Raw genomic sequence first — 20,329 nt, forward strand, 5'->3', positions numbered from 1 at the left:
GATCGAGCCGGCCCGCCTCGTCAAGGCCGGGATCGCCGCATCGCGGGAAATCCCCGGCAAGCGGGCCGGCATCAGCTCTTGATCCCGCATCCCGCCTGTGGGCTGATGGCGCATGAAGCCGTGACACGACGCGGCATGAAACCGGAGGTCCGACCATGTCCAGAACCGCCCCGCTGTCACCCCTCGTCCTTGCCCTCGTCGCCGCCGCGCCCGCGCTGGCGGACGAACCCGCCAGCTGCGGCACCGTCCGCTTCTCGGATCCGGGCTGGACAGACATCACCGCGACGAACGGCGTCGCCACCGCCCTGCTGCAAGGGCTGGGCTACCGGCCGGACGTGCGCACCCTGTCGGTGCCGGTCGGCTACGAGGCGCTCAAGAACGGCGATACCGATATCTTCCTGGGCAACTGGATGCCCGCGCAGCAGAAATTCCGCGACGACCTGGACGCCTCGGGCCAGACCGAGGAGTTGGTGCAGAATCTGACCGGCGCCAAGTTCACCCTGGCCGTCACCGATGCGGCCGCCGACCTCGGCGTCAAGGATTTCGCCGATCTCGACGCGCACAAGGACGCCTTCCAGGGCAAGATCTATGGCATCGAGCCCGGCGCGCCGGCAAACCAGACCATCCAGGGCATGATCGAGGCGGACAAGTTCGGCCTCGGCGATTGGGAACTGGTCGAATCGAGCGAACAGGGCATGCTGGCCCAAGTGGCGCGCAACGATGCGGCCGGCCTGCCCTCGGTCTTCCTGGCCTGGGCGCCGCACCCGATGAACGTCAAGCTGGACATCACCTATCTGTCGGGCGGCGATGCGGAGTTCGGTCCCGATTTCGGCGGCGCCACCGTGCACACGCTGGCCCGCAAGGAATGGGTCGCCGCCTGCCCCAACGCCGCGAAGCTGTTCGGCCAGCTGGTCTTTACCGTGGAGATGGAGAACCTGCTGATGGGCAGGATCCTGGACGAGGGCATGGATGCGGCCCAGGCCGCCAAGGGCTGGATCGCCGAGAACCCGGATGCGGTGGCGGCATGGCTTGACGGCGTGACCACGCTGGATGGAAAACCCGGCGCGGAAGCAGTCATGGCATCGGTGAAGTAATTGCAACGACCCAATATCCTGATCGTGATGGCCGACCAGCTGTCGGGGGTGCTGTTCCCCGACGGCCCGGCCGAGTTCCTGCATGTGCCGCATCTGCGGTCGCTGGCGGAGCGGTCGACCCGCTATGCCAGCGCCTATACCGGCAGCCCGCTCTGCGCGCCCGGCCGCGCCAGCTTCATGTCCGGGCAGCTGCCGCGCCGCACGCGGGTCTATGACAATGCGGCCGAGTTCTGCTCGGACATCCCGACCTATGCCCATCACCTGCGCCGGGCGGGCTATCACACCTGCCTGTCGGGCAAGATGCATTTCGTCGGCCCCGACCAGCTGCACGGTTTCGAGGAGCGGCTGACCACCGACATCTATCCGGCCGATTTCGGCTGGACCCCGGATTATCGCCGCCCCGGCGAACGCATCGACTGGTGGTATCACAACCTGGGTTCCGTGACCGGCGCCGGCGTGGCCGAGATCACCAACCAGTATGAATATGACGACGAGGTCGCCTATCACGCCACCCGCAAGCTCTACGACCTGGCGCGCGGCGGCGACGAGCGGCCCTGGTGCCTGACGGTCAGCTTCACCCATCCGCACGACCCTTTCGTCGCCCGGCGCAAGTATTGGGATCTCTACGAGGGCATCCCCGAACTGGAGCCGCCCGAGGCCATTCCCTATGACCGGATGGACCCGCATTCGCAGCGGCTGATGGATGCCTGCGACTGGCGGGCCTTCGACATCACGCCGGACCACATCCGCCGCGCCCGGCAGGGCTATTTCGCCAATATCTCCTATGTCGACGACAAGCTGGGCGAGATCCTGGACGTGCTGGAGCGCACCCGGCAGGAGGCGATCGTGGTCTTCCTGTCGGACCATGGCGAGATGCTGGGCGGCCGCGGGCTGTGGTTCAAGATGAACTTCTTCGAGGGCTCGGCGCGGGTGCCCCTGATGATCGCGGCGCCGGGCATGGCGCCGGGGCGGGTGGAGGTGCCGGTCTCGACCATCGACGTGCTGCCGACGCTTTGCGAGCTTGCCGGCATCTCGATGGCCGAGGTCGCGCCCTGGACCGACGGGCGCTCGCTGGCGCAGGGCGCCGAGGGGCGCGGGCCGGTGGCGATGGAATACGCGGCCGAGGGCAGCATCGCGCCGCTGGTCTGCCTGCGCGACGGCGACTGGAAATACGTCGCCTGCACGGCCGATCCCGAAATGCTCTACAATCTCGCCGAAGACCCGGACGAGCGGGTGAACCGGGCGACCGATCCGGCGGCGGCCGGGGTACTGGCGCGGATGCGGGACATGGCGGCCGAACGCTGGGATCTGGCCGCCTATGACGCCGAGGTGCGCGAAAGTCAGGCCCGGCGCTGGGTGGTCTACGAGGCGCTGCGCAACGGCGCCTATTTCCCCTGGGACCACCAACCGCTGATGCAGGCATCCGAACGCTACATGCGCAACCACATGGACCTGAACGTGCTGGAGGAGGCCAAGCGCTTTCCGCGCGGCGAATAGGGTCGCGCCTGGGCGATCCGCCGCCGGGGGCTGTCTGCCCCCGGACCCCCGAGGATATTTGGCCAAGGGAGAAACAGGCCAGTGTCCCCCGGCCGGGCCGCGACCCTGTGCCGCAGCAAGGAACCCGCGGCGCGGGCGGGGCGTTAGCCCGCCGTCATGAGCCAAGAGGGGATTTCCGCCATGTCCGACCTGCTTGTCATCGCCTTCGACGACGAGGCGACCGGCTTCGAGCTGCGCACCGAACTGGTCAAGATGCAGAAGGAATATCTGATCGAGCTCGAGGACGCCGTGGTCGTCACCCGCCCCTCGGCCGAGGACATCCAGCTGCACCAGGCCGTGAACCTGACCGCGGCGGGCGCGCTTGGCGGCGGCTTCTGGGGCACGCTGGTCGGGCTGATCTTCCTCAATCCGCTGATCGGCGCCGCGGTGGGCGCGGGCGCGGGCGCCATCGCCGGCACGCTGTCCGACATCGGCATCAACGACGATTTCATGCGTGAGCTTGGCCAATCCATCCCGCCCGGCGGCTCGGCGGTATTCATCCTGGTGCGCAAGATGACCGCCGACAAGGTGCTGGCGCGGCTGGAAGGCTTCCACCTGAGGGGCCGGGTGCTGCAAAGCTCGCTGCCCGAGGCCGAGGAGGCGCGCCTGCGCGAGGCCTTCGCCGGCGGCAGGCTGGGCTCGGCGCTCGGCATGCCGCATGTGGACCGGCCTGCCTCGGGGGCGGCGGCGGCGGAAGGATCGGACCCCTCGCCCTCGGCCTGACGCTTGACGCAAGGGGCATGGGCGTGACAGGACGCCGCCATGCCCCACCGCATGGACACCCTTGACGACAATCCCGAGGCGCCGATGCCGCGCCGGCGCCGCGGCCTGCGCGGCTGGCGGCCCCTGCGGCGCCTGGCGCTGTGGCTGTGGTCCTGGCTGCGCTGGATCGGGGCGCGGCTGCTGGCGCTGATGTTCGTGCTGGTCTTCCTGTTTTCCTTCGTCAACCCGCCGACCACCTGGACCATCATCCAGGGCCAGCGCGAATTTCCCGGCCGGGCCTCGCGCGAATGGGTGGGCCTGGACCAGGTCTCGCCGCATATGGTCCGCGCCGTGGTCGCGGCCGAGGATGCGAATTTCTGCAACCACTGGGGCTTCGACATGGTCGAGATCCGCCGGGTCATCGCCTCGGGCTCGTCGCGCGGCGCCTCGACCATCACCCAGCAGACGGCGAAGAACGTCTTCCTGTGGCAGGGGCGCAGCTGGCCGCGCAAGGTGATGGAGACGGCCTATACCCCGATGATCGAGGCGCTGTGGTCCAAGCGCCGCATCGTCGAGGTCTATCTGAACATCGCCGAATTCGGCCGCGGCGTCTTCGGCATCAAGGCGGCCTCGGAGTATTACTTCAAGACCACGCCCGACAAGCTGAGCCTGCGACAGGCGGCGGCGCTGGCCTCGATCCTGCCCGCGCCGCGCACGCGCAACCCGCAGACCGGCTCGGCCCGCACCCGCTCGATCGTCAGCGGCGCCGAGACGATCCGGGCGGATGGCCGCGATTCCTGCCTAGGGCTTGGGCGCTGATCCGCGCCCTGCCCGCGCATCGCGGTTGAAACCGCGCGCCCCTGGGCGTATCAACCGAAGACCCGAGAACGAACCGGTTTTCCCCTGATGAATACTTCCTCGCCCAGTTCCACGATTCGCCTTTACCATGTCGCCCTGTCGCCCTTTTGCCGCAAGGTCCGGCTGGTGCTGGCCGAAAAGCGCATCGAGGTCGAGCTGGTCGAGGATCGTTTCTGGGAGCCGGGCTCGGAAATCATGCGCCGCAACCCCGCCGGCAAGCTGCCGGTGCTGCGCATGGATGGCCGGCTTCTGGCCGAAAGCCAGGCGATCTGCGAATACCTGGACGAGATCCAGCCGCAGCCCTCGCTGATGCCGGCGCTGCCGGCCGAACGCTACGAGGTGCGCCGGCTTTGCGCGTGGTTCGACGACAAGTTCAACGCCGAGGTGACGCGGCCGGTGATGAACGAGCGGGTCTGGAAGAAGGTGATGCGCCTGGGCTATCCGGATTCGCGCACCGTCAAGGCCGGGCTTTCGGCGATCCGCTATCACCTGGACTACATGAAAAGCCTGCTCGAACATCGCCGCTGGCTGGCTGGCGACGTGATGACGCTGGCCGATTTCGCCGCCGCGGCGCATCTGTCCTGCCTCGACTACATCTCGGACGTGGACTGGACCCATTCGGCCGAGGTGCAGGAATGGTATGCCAAGATCAAGTCGCGGCCCGCCTTCCGCAGCCTGCTGGCCGACCACCTGCCGGGCGTTCACCCGGCGCCGCATTATGCGCTGCTCGACTTCTAGGCCGACCGACAGACCGACCGACCCGGCGGAGATCCGTTTGCGGCTGGAACAGCAGGCGCGGGCCGAGGGTTTCTCGGCCCTTGGCATTTGCGCCCCCGACGCGAACCCGCAACTGCCCGAGCGGCTGGCCGCCTTCCTGGCCGAAGGCCGGCATGGCCAGATGGGCTGGATGGCCGAGCGGGCGCATTGGCGCGCCTCGCCCGCAAGCCTGTGGCCCGAGGCGCGCTCGGTCGTCATGCTGGCCGAGCTCTACACGCCCGAGCACGACCCGATGGAGGCCGTCCGCCACAAGGATCGCGGCACGGTCAGCGTCTATGCCCATGGCAAGGATTATCACGACCTGGTCAAGAAGCGGCTGAAGCGCCTGGGCGGCTGGCTGGTCGGGCTGACCGGCTGCGAGATCAAGGTCTTTGTCGACACCGCCCCGGTGATGGAAAAGCCGCTGGCGCAGGCGGCGGGACTGGGCTGGCAGGGCAAGCACACCAACCTGCTGTCGCGGGAGCTGGGCAGCTGGTTCTTCCTGGGCGCGATCTTTACCACGCTGGAGCTGCCCAAGGACGCTGCGGAACGCTCGCATTGCGGCTCGTGCCGGGCCTGCCTCGACGCCTGCCCGACCGGGGCCTTTCCGGCGCCCTATCAGCTGGACGCGCGGCGCTGCATCTCTTACCTGACCATCGAGCACAAGGGGCCGGTCGATCCCGAGCTGCGGCCGATGCTGGGCAATCGCATCTATGGCTGCGACGATTGCCTGGCCGCCTGCCCCTGGAACAAGTTCGCACAGGCAGCGACCGAGCTGCGCTATCACGGCCCCCATGGCGCGCCGGCGCTGGCGGAACTGGCGCAACTGGACGACGCGGGGTTCCGCGAGCATTTCTCGGGCAGCCCGATCAAGCGCATCGGGCGCGACCGCATGGTCAGGAACGTGCTTTACGCCATCGGCAATTCGGGGCTTGCACATCTGCGTCCGCTGGCCGAAGCATTGGCCGATGACCCCGACCCGGCCGTCGCCGACGCGGCACGCTGGGCATGCGAGCGATTGCCATGATCCAGACGCCCCCAAGCCCGCTGCGCGGCATCCTGCTGAAATGCCTCAGCGTGCTGGTGTTCACCATCATGGCCTCGATCGTCAAGGCGACCGCCGAGGGCGGCCTGGGCGTGCCGCCGGGCCAGCAGGTCTTCTTCCGTTCGCTTTTCGCCATCCCGGTCATCCTGGTCTGGCTGGCATTCCGGCACGAACTGGGCGTCGGCCTCAGAACCTTTCGCCCGATGGGGCATTTCTATCGCGGCGTGATCGGCACCGCCGCCATGGGGCTGGGCTTCTGGGCGCTGGCCCTGCTGCCTTTCCCCGAGGTCACGGCCATCGGCTATGCCGCGCCGCTGCTGACGGTGATCTTCGCCGCCATGTTCCTGGGCGAGGACGTGCGGCTGTTCCGCCTGTCCATGGTGGTGCTGGGGCTGGTCGGCGTGGTGATCGTGCTGTCGCCGCGGCTGAGCTTCGGCGCCGCCATGGGCTACAAGGAAAGCCTGGGCGCCATGGTCACGCTGTCGGGCGCCGCCTGCACGGCGCTGGCGCAGATCTTCGTGCGCAAGCTGGTGCAGGAGGAACGCACCTCGGCCATCGTGTTCTGGTTCTCGGTCACATCGACGCTGCTGGGACTGCTGACGGTGCCTTTCGGCTGGGTGATGCCCGATGCCGAAACCGCGGCGCTGCTGGTCATGATCGGGCTGCTGGGCGGGCTGGGGCAGATCCTGCTGACCTCGGCCTATCGCTATGCCGATGCCTCGCTGGTGGCGCCCTTTGAATATGCCTCGATGCTGCTGGCGCTGCTGATCGGCTGGTTCGTCTTCGACGAGGCGCCGACGCTGGTGATGCTGGCGGGCGCCGCGCTGGTCATCACCGCCGGCATCCTGATCATCTGGCGCGAGCGGCAGCTGGGGCTGGAGCGCAACCGCCAGCGCAAAGCCATGACCCCGCAGGGCTAGGCAGGGCTAGGGCCGGTCAGCGAAGCCGAAGGCGACGTAATCGCGCAGATAGGCCCTTTTCGCCGCGGCACGCAGTTCCTGGTCGTCCAGGAAATCCGGGAAGGGCTCGGCCCGCGGCGGGTCGGCCGGTGCCCCGATCCCGGCGCTGGCGGCAAGCCAGGACAGATCGTGCGGCAGTTCCGCCTCGCGCAGCACCATGTCTGGGGCGCCGAAACGCGCGAAGCCGGCCAGCACCTCGGACTGGCTGGCCCAGCCGGGATAGGTTGGCAGCGTGGTCTGACCGTTCAGGTTGCGGCGCAGGAACTCCAGGAAGGCCGCGAACAGTTCCGCCTTGCGGCCCTGCTCCAGCGCGGCCAGTTCCTGATCCGGCGGCAGGGGCACGCGGTGAATGCGGCGCATCAGGTCGCGCAATTCGGCATTCCTGCCGCCGAGCAGCGATTGGAACGCCTTCCAGGCCCGCGGCAGCGGGTGACGCAGCACGGTGAAGCTGCGATGGCCGGCATGCCGGCGCTTCCATTGCCGCAGGCTGGCCTGGTTGAAATCGCCCGCAACCTCGCCCATCCGCCGCAGCCAGCCCGCGACCAAGCCGGTCGGCCCGCCCTTGACCGGCATGAAGATCAGCCCGCTGCCCGCCTCGGCCCCCAGGAAGGAAGGCACGGCCGGGCCGCGGCGGGGCTCGAAATTCGGGATGCGGCGCAGCATGAACGGGTCGAGCCGCGCCAGTTCCGCCTGCATCTCGTCGAAATTCTCGACCTTCTTTGACAGTTCGCGCGGGTTTTGCGGCACTTGATCGTTGGCCGGCTCGACCCGCTCCAGATCGGTGCGGCCCAGCCAATGCAACAGGCCGGTCATGACCTCGGCATCGCGCAGATCCTCGTAGCCCAGCCAGAAGGCGGCCTGGCCGGTCACCTGCAGCCGGTGCATGACCTTCAGCTGGAACGCCTCGATCTCGCCCACCGCCTGGCGGAACTCGGCGCCGTCGAAGCGCACGGCGGCGGGGATCGGCGTCTCGGTCTCGTTCAGCTTCCACTGGTTGGTGGCGCGCGCCAGCGCGGTCGAGACATAGCTGTCCACCGGGTTGCGGGTCAGCACGATCTTGGCGCAGGACCGGTCCTCGATGATGGCATCGAAGACGCGCGGGTCGTGGTCGTGGAAATAGCGGAATCCCGGCAGGTGGTTCGGCTTGTCGAAGATCGCCGCCAGCAGCCGGTGCGGATCGGCCTCGCGCTCGGCCATGGTGATGCCCTTGAGCTCTTCCTTGTCGGGCCAACCCATCATGTAGGGGTTGAAGGCCTCGCCGAAACAGGTGACGCGCTTGATGGCGTTCAGCGTCGCCTCGAGCAGGTTCGAGCCGGTGCGCATCTCGGCAAAGATGACGAAGCTGCGGAAGGGCTGGGTCATGGCGCGGGGATTCCTTGGCCGGGGATGTGGTCGGGATCGGCGGCGGGGAAATCGCCCATCAGTTGCGGATGCAGCCCGGCATTGCGCAACCGTTGCAGGAACCGCCCCATGCCGGTGACATCGCGCATCCGGGGCAGGTCGGCGGCGGCGGCGGGATCGCCACCCAGCCCCTGCAGGATGTCGCCCAGCACGGCCGCGGGCCGGGCGCAGGCATCGCCCAGATCCCAGACCCGCGTGCGCGCCTTGAGCCAGACCGAGTTCAGCACCTCGATCTGCGCCAGTTCGGTGCGTTGCAGGATGGCGGCGACGCGGCGGATGTCGTCGAAGGGCATGCCGGAATGCAAAAGCGGCACCGCCCAGGCGCCGGTGACGACAAAGATGCGCGCATTGGGATCGGTGGCCAGGAACCAGTTCATCTCCTGCCGGTCGCGCGGGCTGAACTGCCAGGCCTGCATCCGCCGCGAACTGCGGATCAGGTTGGCCAAAAAGCCGCGCTGATCCAGGTCGCGCAGCCCGGCGCTGTCGGGCAGCGCCCCGGGCCCCAGCGGCTTGCGGCCGGCGAACTCGACGCCATGCACGGCGAAGACATGGCCATGCACATCGGCGTCGATGCGGTCGGCCAGCCAGGGCTCGAAGTCGGGAAAGAGGTCGGTGAAGCCCTGGAGCAGGGCATAGGGCGCGGCGGTCTTGCCGTTCTCGCGGTCCTTCAGCGGAAAGCGGCTTTGCATGTAAAGCCCCGGCCGGCCAAGCCGGCGGCGCGCCACAGCCTGCCGGATGATGCGCTCGACCCGCTCGGGCCGCGGCTCGGCGGCCGGTGGCGGCGCGGCATCGCCTTGCGGGAAATGCCGATAAAGCCGCTCGGCGCCCCGCCAGATCTTGCGCGCGACAAAGCAGCGGGACTGCTGCAAAAGCTCCAGATGGTCGTCGTAGAAGATATAGGGCTTGCCCTGGTCGTCGAACCGGGCCAGCGTCAGCGACCGGCTTTCGATATTCGGCGAATGGCGCCGGGCCAGGGTCTGGAAATAGCTTTCGTCCGGGATCCAGACCCGGCTGAAATAGCGGTCGAACTCGGCCCGGCGCGGATCGTTCAGGATCGCGCCCAGCGTGGCCCGCGTCAGGCACCACCATTGCGACCCCAGATGCGGCACCAGCCCCTGCGGAATGCGGCGCTTGTAGCCCAGCCGGCGCTGCAAGGCGACATAGCGGTCGAAAAGCTTGTGCCGGCGCCGCCACGAAAACGGGAAATGCAGGGTGAAGCGTTCCTCGTTCAGCCCACCGACGGTCCAGCCGACATCCGCGGCGGTCACGCTTTCGATGAAGTCGCGGCCCGGATGCGACGCCAGGTAGGCGCAAAGATCCGCCACCGGGCGCAGGGGCAGGCAGGCGCCCGAGACGACCAGCACATGCGTCACGTCCTCGAAGCGGTCCAGCAGCAGCGCGGCCGCGTCCTGCGTGGCCCGCACCAGGCTGAAGGTGCCCCATTCGCAGGGGTGGCGCGGGCTGAACAGCACCTTCGGCAGGTCGGCCAGCCCGGCGCGCATGGCGCGAACCGCATCCGCCGACGCCTTGGCATCGACATGGACCGCGACCGCCGCCCCGCCCTCGGCCCAGACCCGCGCCATGCGGGCGGCGATGGACAGTTCCTCGTGGCACAGCATGACCACGCCCAGCCGCACCGGCGCATCGCTCATGCCCAGTTCCCCTTGGAGATCAGTCCCAGATCCTCGAGCTGGCGCCAGTCCCGCAATTCGCAGGATTGCTCGCACCAGAAATCCGGGTCGTCGCACAGCCCGGCGTGATAGGCTAGGTATTCCTGGCTGTCGGCGTAATGCTGGCGCCGGGTCAGCTCCTCGGCGGATTTCTCGGCGAAGCTGGAGAGGAACTTGGCATGCAAGAGGCAACCCGAGGCCCTTTCGCCGCCGTCCTGGTCATAGACCAGGTTCAGCGAGCGCGGCAGCAGCATATGGGTCGAACTGACATAGGCCAGCCCGCGCTGCCAGCGCACCAGCGGGATCTTGTTCAGCGCCGGGGCGCTTTCGGGATCCTCGGCAAAGAAGGCCCGCGCCCGCGGCCCGCCCTGGATCCACAGGTTGCCGTATTCGCCGTTCTTGCGGATGACGTAATTGGCCGGGTCGAACCAGCGCGCGATGCGGAACGGATCCTGTCCGGCACGGTAAGGCTCGGCGGCCAGCGAGCCTTGGGGATACATGTCCAGGAGCATGGCCGAAAAGGCGCGGATATTGCTGGCGTCCAGCCAGTCGGTCAGCGCCTGCAGGGGCCGGGTGTCGTGATGGGGATAGACCAGGAACTCGTCGGGATCGACCGTCAGGCACCAATGCCCCGCGCCATGGCGGTGCAAGAGCCAGTTCATCCAGTCCATGCCGAAGCGCGCAGCCTTGTAGCTGGCATGGGTCAGCCAGACCGAGACGTCCCGCTGCTCGCCCAGGTATTCGCGTCCGCCGTCCTGCGAGCCATTGTCCACCACCAGGAAGTGCCGCACGCCCATCGCCCGGTAATAGTCCAGAAACCAGGGCAGGCGCGGCGCCTCGTTGCGCATGGTCGTGAACAGCAGGATGTCGCCGGGCGCGATTCGGGCGGTGCGGTCCCAGACCGGATGCAGCTGCCGGCGACGGCGCATGGCACGCGCCAAAAGCCATTGACGGCGGGCGCGCAGCATCAGCTTACGCCGAAAAATCCTGAACGGGCGCGGCACGGGGGCCTCTTTTACCTTTTACACCCCGTCACATAGCCGCCACATCCGGGCTGCACAATATTTCACGCAGCGTCGCATAGAAATACGCAAAATGCCCTTGCCAGGCCGGCACCGGCAAGGCCGGCCGCCGCAGCGGCGGGGCGGCCGCCAGCCGCGCGATCTCGGCCGCCCAGTCGGCCGGGGCGTCGGGTGACAGCCAGGTCGCGTAATCGCCCAGCATCTCGCGCGCCGCCGGCAGGGGCGTGGCCAGGACCGGGACGCCGCGCCGGGCCGCCTCGGTCAGCGGCAGGCCGAAGCCCTCGGCCCGGCTGGGCATCAGCAACCCGTGGCTGCGGCCCAGCAGCGCCGCCACCGCGCCATCGTCCAGGCCGGAAAGTTCGCGCACCGGCCCGCCCGGCGGCAGGCGGTCGAGCCGGGCAAAGACCTCGCGGTTCTCCCAGCCGCGGCGGCCGATGACGAAGAGCTGCGGCGGTTCCGGCCCGCGCTCCAGCATCTGCCAGGCATCCAGCAGCAGGGCGTGGTTCTTGCGCGGCTCGATGGTGCCCAGGGTGACGAAGAAGGGGCGCGCCAGGTCCAGGCCGGCCGGCAGCCCGGAGGGATCGGGCGCGGCCAGCCGCGTGCCGATGGGCGCGGCGACGACCGGCGCATGGCCCGGCAGCCCCAGCCGCCCGCGCCAGCGCAGCACATCGGCGCGGGTGGCGACCGAGACGGTCAGGATCAGCTCTGACTGCCCCAGCGCGGCGGTGAAGCGGTCGCGGAACCTGTCGGCCTGGCCGGCGCGGGTGAATTCAGGATGGTCGAGCGGGATGGTGTCATGGATCAGCACCGCCCGCGGCAGGGGACGCAGGTTCGCCAAAAGCCCCGGTTGCAGGTTGGCATGGCCGACGTTGACGTAGACGCCCTGCCCCAGGCGCGCCTGCGCCGCGCGGCCCAGGCCCCGCCCCTCGCGGCCGGCCCGCGCCAAGGCCATCCGCCGCAGCGCCGCCTCGGCCCGCGCGGCCAGGGTGCGGCGGCCGCGCAGCCGGTCCAGCAGGTCCGGCGGCGGCAGCTCGTCCAGCGCGCCGCCCAGCCAGCGCAGGATCGCCGCCCCGGCCTGGGGCGGCAACAGCAGCTGCCCGCGCCGCACCCGGCACAGCAGCAGATGCGGCCGGTCCTGCAGATGGGCCAGCCATTCCGCCTCGACCCGGTCGATGCCCGTCGCCGGGCCGCCGCCAAGCCGCGAGATCAGCCGCGAGACATCCAGCAGGACCGCCGGATCAGGCCTCATATCCGCCGTTCTGGTGCCAGCGCCAGGCATCGCCGATCATCTGCGGCAGGGTCGAGCGCGCCGGGTTCCAGCCCAGCACCGAGACCGCCTTCTCGCTGCCCGAAACCAGCTTGACCGCATCGCCGCCACGGCGCGGCCCCTCGGTCAGCGGCACCGGGCGGTTGGTGACATGCCGGGAATGGTCGATCACCTCGCGCACGGAAAAGCCGTTGCCGGTGCCTAGGCAAAACACCTCCTGCCCGCCATCGGCCACCTTGCCGTCCAGCAGGTATTGCAGCCCCAGCACATGCGCATCGACCAGGTCCATGACATGCACATAGTCGCGGATGCAGGTGCCGTCCGGCGTCGGGTAATCGGTGCCGTGGATGGTCAGCGCCGCGCGCTTGCCGTCGATGGCATCGAGGATCAGCGGGATCAGATGCGTCTCGGGCTGGTGGAACTCGCCCACCTCGGAATCCGGGTCGGCACCGGCCACGTTGAAATAGCGGAAGATCACCGAACGCAGCCCGTCCGAGGCGCCGAAATCCTTCAGCATGTCCTCGATGGCGCGCTTGGAGGCGCCATAGGCGTTCAGCGGCGTCTGGGGGGTCGCCTCGTCCAGCACCACGCCGTCATGGTCGCCATAGGTGGCGCAGGTCGAGCTGAAAACGAAGTTCCGCACCCCCGCCGCCAGCGTCGCCTCGATCAGGTTCAGCGAGGCGCTGACATTGCCGCGCCAATACTTGCCCGGCTCGCGCATCGCCTCGCCCACCTGGCTCAGCGCGGCGAAATGCATCACCGCGACGGGCTTGTGGCGGGCAAAGACCTCGTCCAGCCGGGCCCGGTCCATGAGGTCGCCCTGCTCGAAGGGGCCGAATTTCACCGCCTGTCGCCAGCCGGTGCAGAGATTGTCATAAGTCACGGGCTCGAAGCCCGCCGCGCGCAATGCCTTGCAGGCGTGCGAGCCGATATAACCCGCGCCGCCGGTCACCAGAACCTTGTTCGTCATGCTGCTTATTCCGCCGCCTTGCGCATTGCCAGGACGTCGGAAAGATAGTCCGCAAATTCACCCTTGAGATCGTCGCGCGCCAGGCCGAAGGCCACGGTCGCTTGCAGGAAGCCGGCCTTGGAGCCGCAGTCGAACCGCTGGCCGCGGAAGCGCAGGCCGAACACGTCGCGGCCCTCGGCGATCTCGTCGGCGATGGCGTCGGTCAGCTGGATCTCTCCGCCAGAGCCCTGCTTGAGCTTGTTGAGATTGTTGAGCACCGAGGGCGCCAGGATGTAGCGGCCGATCACCGCAAGGTTCGAGGGCGGATTGTCCTTGGGCTTTTCCACCATGCCCCGGGCGCGGACGATGGCGCCCATGTCCTCGGCCACGTCCAGCACGCCATAGGCCTTGGTTCTTTCGGGCGCCACTTCCATGGTGGCGACCATGCTGCCGCCGGTTTCCTGATAGGCCTCGATCATCTGCTGAAGGCAGGGCGGCTCGCCCATGATCACGTCGTCGGTCAGGATGACCGCAAAGGGCTCGTCGCCGACCAGGCGGCGGGCACACCAGACCGCATGGCCGAGGCCAAGCGCCTTGTGCTGCCGGACATAGGCGATGGCGCCCGATTCCATGTTGGTGGAACGCAGGATGTCCAGCAATTCGGTCTTGCCGGATTTCTTCAGGCTCGATTCGAGCTCGTGCGCGTGATCGAAGTAATCCTCCAGCGCGCCCTTGCCGCGCGAGGTGACGAAGATGAACTCCTCGATCCCCGCCGCCCGCGCCTCGTCGATGGCGTATTGGATCAGCGGTCGATCCACCAAGGTCATGATCTCCTTGGGAATGCTCTTGGTGGCGGGAAGAAAGCGGGTGCCCAGTCCAGCCACGGGAAAGATGGCCTTGGTGACTTTGCGAGTCATGAATTCGGTCTCCTGATTTCTGCACCGACGCAGGGTATTTATCCCTTTTTGCGGGCGCCTGCGCAACAAGCGCCTGGCGGGCACAGTCGTTCCTTTAAAATATCAAAGCGATTCAATTTTTGCGTTTTGCGGCGACTTTCCGCTGATCTCGCTCCGCCGTCTAGGCAAATTTCCTCGCTCGCGCAAAATGCGCGCATTCTTGCTCAGAAATATGACGGGCGGGTCTTCGGGCTGCGAGGCGCCCCAAAGGCCGCCCCATTGCTCCCACCAGCCGCCGGCGGCAAGGGTCAGTCGATGCGGCAGGAAGCTGGGGGTCAGCAGCAGCAATCCGGTCGGCCGCCCCTGGGCCACGGCCCGCGCCGCGCGGGCGCGCAGGCTGCGCGCCTGCCAATGCCAGCCGGCAAGGAAAAGCGGCTCGCCGGCCGGCGCCCGGCGCGGCAGCGGCCGAAACGGCGGCGGCGGCGGCCGGTTCCAGACCGGCAGGGCGGGCATCTGCCCCCGGCCCAGGGCCAGGCCGCGGTCCAGCGTCGCCAGGATCGGCGCGATGGCGAAAGGGTCGAGCCGGCCGGCCACCATGTACCGCAGGAGGCGCCGGCGCTGGCCTTCGCGCAGCCAGCCCGCATCGCCGCCGTGCCGCGCGGCAAAGATCGCGGCGGAACGGCCGATGGCGGTCAGATCCCGCGGCACCCCGGCCTCGCCCCGGCCGGCGCCGGGGGCGGCGCCATGGATCACCTGCGCCGCCGGGACCACCGCCGTCAGCCCCTGCGGAAACCGCGCCGCCATGCGCAGGTTCACGTCGCTTTCGTCCAGGTAATAGGCGAAGGCCGGGTCGAAGCCGCCGATCTCAAGCAGCGCGGCGCGGCGAAAGCCGGAATTGGTGCCGATGGTGCTGACCGGGCAGCCGTTCTCGGGCGCAAGCAGCGCGGTTTCGGCGACATGCAGCGGCAGGGTTTCGCCCGAAGGCGTGATCCGCTCGGCCCGGACCTGCCAGCGCAGCCCGTCGGGCCCGCGGGTAAAGCCGGTGGCGGCAATGACGCGCGGATCGGCAAAGGGCGCGGCCAGCGCCCCGGCCCAGCCCGGCTCGGCCAGCGCGTCGTCGTCGATGAACAGCACCACCTCGCCCGCCGCCAGCGCCAGCCCCTCGTTGCGCGCCGCCGAGATATTGGCCTGGTCGAAGGCCAGCCGTTTCGCCGGCAGCTCCGGGCAGATGCCGACGGCGGCGGGGTCGGCCACCAGCACCAGCTCGAAATCGGCATGGACCTGGCCCGCCAGCGAGGCAAGGCAGCGGGCTAGCGCCTGCGGCCGGTGGCGCGAGACGACGATGATGCTGATCGAAGGCAGCCCGCCTTCGGGCATCAGGCGATGCCCATGCGGCTCATCATCGCTTCCAGCTTGGGCACGTCCGAGGGGTTGTTCAGCTCCCAGAACTCGCGGCCCTTCGCCTCGACCTCGACGCAAAGGATGCGGCGGCCGCGCTCCAGGAAGCGCAGCTGCTCCAGCCCCTCCAGCGCCTCCAGCCGGCCCTCGTCCCAGTTCGGGTATTCGGCCAGCGCCGCCGGGCGATAGGCATAGACGCCGACATGGTGAAAGACCGGCGTCGGCTCGCTGGGGCCGAAATCCGCCGCGGCATAGGGGATCACTTCCTTGGAGAAATACAGCGCCCGCCGGTCGTGGCCGAAGACGGCGGTGGTGCCGCCGACGCGCCCCGCCACCCGGTCGGCGATCAGGTCCGAGCGCATGGCGCCGGAACAGCGCAAGACCGGCGTGGCCACGTCCGCGCCCGGATCGGCGCGCAGCCCGGCGACCAGTTCCTCGACGAACCAGGCGGGGGTCAGCGGCGCGTCGCCTTGCAGGTTCACCACGATCTCGGGCGCAAGGCCCAGATTGGCCACCGCCTCGGCGCAACGCTCGGTGCCGTTGCGGGCGCCGGTCGAGGTCATGGCGACCTCGGCCCCGAATCCCTCGGCATGGGCACGGATGCGCTCGTCATCGGTGGCGACGATCACCCGGTCGATGCCCCGGACGGCCCGCGCCGCCTCCCAGCTGCGGCGGATCAGCGACAGCCCCTCGCCGGTCGCGCCGCGCAGCTCGACCAGCGGCTTGCCGGGATAGCGCGTCGACGCATGGCGGGCGGGAATCACGATGACGACGGCCATGGGCTCAGTCCTTGACCAGCAGCACGCCGGGGGCGAAGGCGATGAAGAACGGGTTCTCGAAACCGGGCTTGCCGTATTGCAGCGGCGTGTGATCGTCAAAGCGCACCACCTCGCCGCCCGCGCCGCGCAGCACCGCGTCGCCCGCGGCGGTGTCCCATTCCATCGTCCGGCCCAGGCGCGGGTAAAGATCGGCCTCGCCCGTCGCCACCAGGCAGAATTTCAGCGAGCTGCCCGCCGAGGTCATGTCGCGCACCCCGTAGCGGGCGATATAGTCGTCCGTCGCCGCGTCGCGATGCGATTTCGAGGCGACGACCATCAGCGCCCGGTTGTCGGGCATCGAATTGACGCCGATGGGCACGACCTCGCCCGGTTCCTCGCCGAAGGGGCCCTTTTCCTCGACCGAGCCGCCCTGCGCGGTGGTATAGAACAGCCGCTCCCTGGCCGGGGCATAGACCACGCCCAGCCGCGGCACGCCGTTTTCAACATAGGCGATGTTGACGGTGAAATCGCCGCGGCGCTGCACGAATTCCTTGGTGCCGTCCAGCGGATCGACGATCAGGAAGGTCGACAGGCTCTGCCCATGGGTCGCGGCCTGCTCCTCGGTCACCAGCGGGATATCGGGGAAGGCCGCGCGCAGCCCGGCCGAGATCAGCGCATCGGCGGCCTCGTCGGCCTCGGTCACGGGCGAGGCATCGGATTTGGCCCGCACCTCGAAATCCTCGGCGCCATAGATCTGCATGATCTCGTCGCCCGCCCGCAGGGCAAGACGTCGCATTTCGGCAATCATTCGATCACATTGCATGGTTTTTCCTTTCCGACCCGAGGCCTCGGGGATGCGGCGCCGATTGAATACGGCTGTCGGCCTCCTTATGATGCGGCGGATCGCGCAGGGCAAGCACCCCGCGAGAGCCGCAACCGAAACCGCAACCAGAGCCACCCGCCCATGTTCACCCAGCACCGCAGCCGCAACATGGTCGAGGCTGCGTTCACCACGCTGTCGCTGATCTATCACGTGACGGTCAACAACCTGCGCAAGGGCCAGCGCAACGCCGTGGTCGGGCTGATCATGACGGTCGTGCAGGCCGTCAGCATGATCCTGGGCTTCTATCTGCTTTTTGCCATCATGGGCGTGCGCCACGCGCCGATCCGCGGCGACTACATCGTCTATATCATGTCCGGGATCTTCATGTTCATGGCCCATTCCCAGACCATCGGCGCGGTGGTCCTGGCCGGCAACCCCAGCAACCAGATGATGAAGCACGGGCCGATGAACACCGCGGTGATGATCTCGGCCGCGGCACTCGCCTCGCTCTACAAGCAGACCTTCTCGGCCGTGGTGGTGCTGAGCAGCTATCATTACCTGATCCAGCCGATCCAGATCGACAAGCCGCTGGCCTGCTATGCCATGCTGGTTCTGGCCTGGTTCTCGGGCTGCTGCATCGGGCTGATCTTCCTGGCCTTGCGACCCTGGTGGCCGCAGGCGGCGCAGGTGCTGACGCAGTTCTACCAGCGCATCAACATGGTGTTTTCCGGCAAGATGTTCGTGGCGAACGTCATGCCCAGCGCCGTGCTGCAGATGTTTTCCTGGAACCCGCTGTTCCACCTGATCGACCAGACCCGCGGCTTTGCCTTCATCAACTACTCGCCGCGCAACTCGTCGCTGGACTACCCGCTCTATGCCACGCTGACGCTGCTGATGATCGGGCTGATGGCCGAATATACCACCCGCAAGGCGGTCTCGATCAGCTGGGCGGCCGGCCGGTGAAGACGGCCCCCGCACCCTGCCCCGCCCGGCACCCTGCCGGCCTGTCCCCGCTGTCGCGGGGGTGCCCCGGACACCGGTTCGGGCAGCATGTTTTCTGCCCTCCGGTCTGCTTGCAGCCCGACAGACCCCTTCCTATATAGGCCCATGAAGTTCGAAGGGTTCCCGAACCAGGCGCCCTTCGGTCAAACCAGGGATCGGGCTTCGGGGGCCGCTTGTGGACCCAAGGCCCAGACTATCGCCGCAAGAAAGGTTATTGCATGTCCAAAGTCATCGGCATCGACCTCGGAACCACCAACAGCTGCGTCGCCATCATGGATGGCAGCCAGCCCAAGGTCATCGAGAATTCGGAAGGCGCGCGCACCACGCCCTCGATCGTCGCCTTCACTGACAGCGAACGTCTGGTCGGCCAGCCGGCGAAGCGTCAGGCGGTTACCAATCCGTCGAATACGATCTTTGCCGTGAAGCGCCTGATCGGCCGCCGCACCACCGACGCGGAAGTCGAAAAGGACAAGAAGCTCGTCCCCTATGCCATCGTCGACGGCGGCAATGGCGACGCCTGGGTCGAGGTGCGCGGCGACAAGTATTCGCCCAGCCAGATCTCTGCCTTCATCCTGCAAAAGATGAAGGAAACCGCCGAATCCTATCTGGGCGAGCCGGTGACGCAGGCCGTCATCACGGTGCCCGCCTATTTCAACGACGCCCAGCGTCAGGCCACCAAGGACGCCGGCAAGATCGCCGGGCTTGAAGTGCTGCGCATCATCAACGAGCCGACCGCGGCCGCGCTGGCTTACGGCCTCGACAAGAAGGACAGCAAGACCATCGCGGTCTATGACCTCGGCGGCGGCACCTTCGACATCACCATCCTGGAAATCGACGACGGCCTGTTCGAGGTGAAATCCACCAACGGGGACACGTTCCTGGGCGGTGAAGACTTCGACATGCGCATCGTCAACTACCTGGCCGACGAGTTCAAGAAAGAGCATGGCGTCGACCTGACCAAGGACAAGATGGCGCTCCAGCGCCTGAAAGAGGCGGCCGAGAAGGCCAAGATCGAGCTGTCGAGCTCCAGCCAGACCGAGATCAACCAGCCGTTCATTTCGATGGACAAGGATTCGGGCACGCCGCTGCACATGGTGATGAAGCTGACCCGCGCCAAGCTGGAAAGCCTGGTCGCCGACCTGATCAAGCGCACCATGAAGCCGGTCCAGGACGCGCTGAAGGATGCCGGCATGTCCAAGGGCGACATCGACGAGATCGTGCTGGTCGGCGGCATGACCCGGATGCCCAAGGTGGTCGAAGAAGTGACCGCCTTCTTCGGCAAGGAACCGCACAAGGGCGTGAACCCGGACGAGGTCGTGGCGCTGGGCGCCGCGATCCAGGCCGGCGTGCTGCAGGGCGACGTCAAGGACGTGGTGCTGCTGGACGTGACGCCGCTGTCGCTGGGCATCGAGACGCTGGGCGGCGTGTTCACCCGGCTGATCGACCGCAACACCACGATCCCGACCAAGAAGTCGCAGATCTTCTCGACCGCCGAGGACAACCAGAACGCCGTGACCATCCGGGTCTTCCAGGGCGAGCGCGAGATGGCCGCGGACAACAAGCTGCTGGGCCAGTTCAACCTGGAAAACATCCCGCCGGCGCCGCGCGGCATGCCGCAGATCGAGGTGACCTTCGACATCGACGCCAACGGCATCGTCTCGGTTTCGGCCAAGGACAAGGGCACCGGCAAGGAGCAGAAGATCACCATCCAGGCCTCGGGCGGGCTGTCGGATGACGAGATCGAGCGGATGGTCAAGGATGCCGAGGCCAATGCCGAGGCCGACAAGCAGCGCAAGGAGCTGGTCGAGGCCAAGAACCAGGCCGAAAGCCTGATCCACACCACCAGAAAGTCGCTGGAAGAGCATGGCGACAAGGTGGACGGCTCGACCGTCGAGGCGATCGAGCTGGCCGTGGGCGCGCTGGAAGAGGCCGTCAAGTCCGAGGATGCCGGCAAGATCAAGGGCGGCATCCAGAACCTGATGGATGCCTCGATGAAGCTGGGCGAGGCCATCTACAAGGCCAGCCAGGCCGAGGCGGGCGCCGGCGAGACCGAGCGCGACGCCGGCCCGCGCGACGTGGATGACGAGATCGTCGATGCCGACTTCGAGGATCTCGGCGAAGACAAGCGCAAGTAAGCGCGATGTGAGCCACCCGGCCGGCCCGATGCAGACCCGCACGGGCCGGTCATTGCTT

At 67.9% G+C, this 20,329-nt stretch carries 18 protein-coding genes; 9 read left to right on the forward strand and 9 right to left on the reverse strand.

Translation table 11 applies throughout. The features are described 5' to 3' along the window. Positions 1-155: 155 nt before the first annotated feature. From choX to ESD82_RS18705, 7 genes are all read left to right on the forward strand, one after another. Positions 156-1,094, forward strand: coding sequence for a choline ABC transporter substrate-binding protein (gene choX / locus ESD82_RS18675; RefSeq protein ID WP_147427643.1), 939 nt, complete (start codon positions 156-158; stop codon positions 1,092-1,094). Further along, positions 1,095-2,591: a choline-sulfatase gene (gene betC / locus ESD82_RS18680; protein WP_147427642.1), complete on the forward strand. Its 1,497-nt coding sequence runs from the start codon at positions 1,095-1,097 to the stop codon at positions 2,589-2,591. 180 nt (positions 2,592-2,771) lie between these two features. Beyond that, positions 2,772-3,353, forward strand: coding sequence for a DUF1269 domain-containing protein (locus ESD82_RS18685; RefSeq protein ID WP_024843594.1), 582 nt, complete (start codon positions 2,772-2,774; stop codon positions 3,351-3,353). Between the two features lie 39 nt (positions 3,354-3,392). Next, positions 3,393-4,151, forward strand: a complete 759-nt coding sequence (gene mtgA / locus ESD82_RS18690) for a monofunctional biosynthetic peptidoglycan transglycosylase (protein ID WP_024843593.1) — start codon at positions 3,393-3,395, stop codon at positions 4,149-4,151. An 87-nt stretch (positions 4,152-4,238) separates the two neighbouring features. Further along, the gene (fzlA, locus tag ESD82_RS18695; protein ID WP_028710091.1) at positions 4,239-4,928 is read left to right on the forward strand and encodes an FtsZ-binding protein FzlA; all 690 of its coding nucleotides are present in this window, start codon (positions 4,239-4,241) and stop codon (positions 4,926-4,928) included. Beyond that, the gene (gene queG, locus ESD82_RS18700; protein ID WP_147427641.1) at positions 4,909-5,973 is read left to right on the forward strand and encodes a tRNA epoxyqueuosine(34) reductase QueG; all 1,065 of its coding nucleotides are present in this window, start codon (positions 4,909-4,911) and stop codon (positions 5,971-5,973) included. The genes fzlA and queG overlap by 20 nt, the downstream gene beginning before the upstream one ends. After that, positions 5,970-6,911 (forward strand): DMT family transporter, encoded by a 942-nt coding sequence (locus ESD82_RS18705; RefSeq protein WP_028710089.1) that lies wholly within the window; start codon positions 5,970-5,972, stop codon positions 6,909-6,911. The genes queG and ESD82_RS18705 overlap by 4 nt, the downstream gene beginning before the upstream one ends. Before the next feature lie 6 nt (positions 6,912-6,917). Here the strand turns inward: ESD82_RS18705 and ESD82_RS18710 are convergent, their stop codons facing one another. The 9 genes from ESD82_RS18710 to cysQ all read right to left on the reverse strand — a co-directional run bounded on the left by ESD82_RS18710 (position 6,918) and on the right by cysQ (position 17,134). After that, positions 6,918-8,312, reverse strand: coding sequence for a hypothetical protein (locus tag ESD82_RS18710; protein ID WP_147427640.1), 1,395 nt, complete (start codon positions 8,310-8,312; stop codon positions 6,918-6,920). Further along, entirely contained in the window at positions 8,309-10,003 is a 1,695-nt protein-coding gene (locus ESD82_RS18715; RefSeq protein WP_028710088.1) for a DUF5927 domain-containing protein, read from the reverse strand. The genes ESD82_RS18710 and ESD82_RS18715 overlap by 4 nt, the downstream gene beginning before the upstream one ends. Beyond that, positions 10,000-10,989, reverse strand: a complete 990-nt coding sequence (locus tag ESD82_RS18720) for a glycosyltransferase family 2 protein (protein ID WP_147427639.1) — start codon at positions 10,987-10,989, stop codon at positions 10,000-10,002. The genes ESD82_RS18715 and ESD82_RS18720 overlap by 4 nt, the downstream gene beginning before the upstream one ends. A 64-nt stretch (positions 10,990-11,053) precedes the next feature. Next, complete coding sequence (locus ESD82_RS18725; protein WP_147427638.1) at positions 11,054-12,292, reverse strand: glycosyltransferase family 4 protein; 1,239 nt, start codon at positions 12,290-12,292, stop codon at positions 11,054-11,056. Then, the gene (gene galE / locus ESD82_RS18730; RefSeq protein ID WP_028710087.1) at positions 12,282-13,280 is read right to left on the reverse strand and encodes a UDP-glucose 4-epimerase GalE; all 999 of its coding nucleotides are present in this window, start codon (positions 13,278-13,280) and stop codon (positions 12,282-12,284) included. Before galE ends, ESD82_RS18725 begins: the two co-directional genes overlap by 11 nt. Before the next feature lie 5 nt (positions 13,281-13,285). After that, positions 13,286-14,176, reverse strand: a complete 891-nt coding sequence (locus ESD82_RS18735) for a UTP--glucose-1-phosphate uridylyltransferase (RefSeq protein ID WP_024843584.1) — start codon at positions 14,174-14,176, stop codon at positions 13,286-13,288. 102 nt (positions 14,177-14,278) lie between these two features. Continuing rightward, a complete protein-coding gene (locus ESD82_RS18740) occupies positions 14,279-15,532 on the reverse strand; it encodes a glycosyltransferase family 2 protein (RefSeq protein ID WP_147427637.1) in 1,254 nt (417 codons plus the stop codon). Then, positions 15,532-16,332 (reverse strand): 3-deoxy-manno-octulosonate cytidylyltransferase, encoded by an 801-nt coding sequence (locus ESD82_RS18745; protein ID WP_147427636.1) that lies wholly within the window; start codon positions 16,330-16,332, stop codon positions 15,532-15,534. Before ESD82_RS18745 ends, ESD82_RS18740 begins: the two co-directional genes overlap by 1 nt. A gap of 4 nt (positions 16,333-16,336) precedes the next feature. Continuing rightward, entirely contained in the window at positions 16,337-17,134 is a 798-nt protein-coding gene (cysQ, locus tag ESD82_RS18750; protein ID WP_024843581.1) for a 3'(2'),5'-bisphosphate nucleotidase CysQ, read from the reverse strand. 141 nt (positions 17,135-17,275) lie between these two features. On the opposite strand from cysQ, the gene ESD82_RS18755 reads away from it, so the two are divergent. Together ESD82_RS18755 and dnaK are read left to right on the forward strand one after the other, a co-directional pair. Beyond that, complete coding sequence (locus tag ESD82_RS18755; RefSeq protein ID WP_024843580.1) at positions 17,276-18,097, forward strand: ABC transporter permease; 822 nt, start codon at positions 17,276-17,278, stop codon at positions 18,095-18,097. Between the two features lie 257 nt (positions 18,098-18,354). Continuing rightward, complete coding sequence (gene dnaK, locus ESD82_RS18760) at positions 18,355-20,271, forward strand: molecular chaperone DnaK (protein WP_024843579.1); 1,917 nt, start codon at positions 18,355-18,357, stop codon at positions 20,269-20,271. The last annotated feature ends 58 nt before the right edge of the window (positions 20,272-20,329 follow it).

This window comes from Paracoccus pantotrophus (assembly GCF_008824185.1).
In the GTDB taxonomy this organism is placed as follows: Bacteria; Pseudomonadota; Alphaproteobacteria; order Rhodobacterales; family Rhodobacteraceae; genus Paracoccus; species Paracoccus pantotrophus.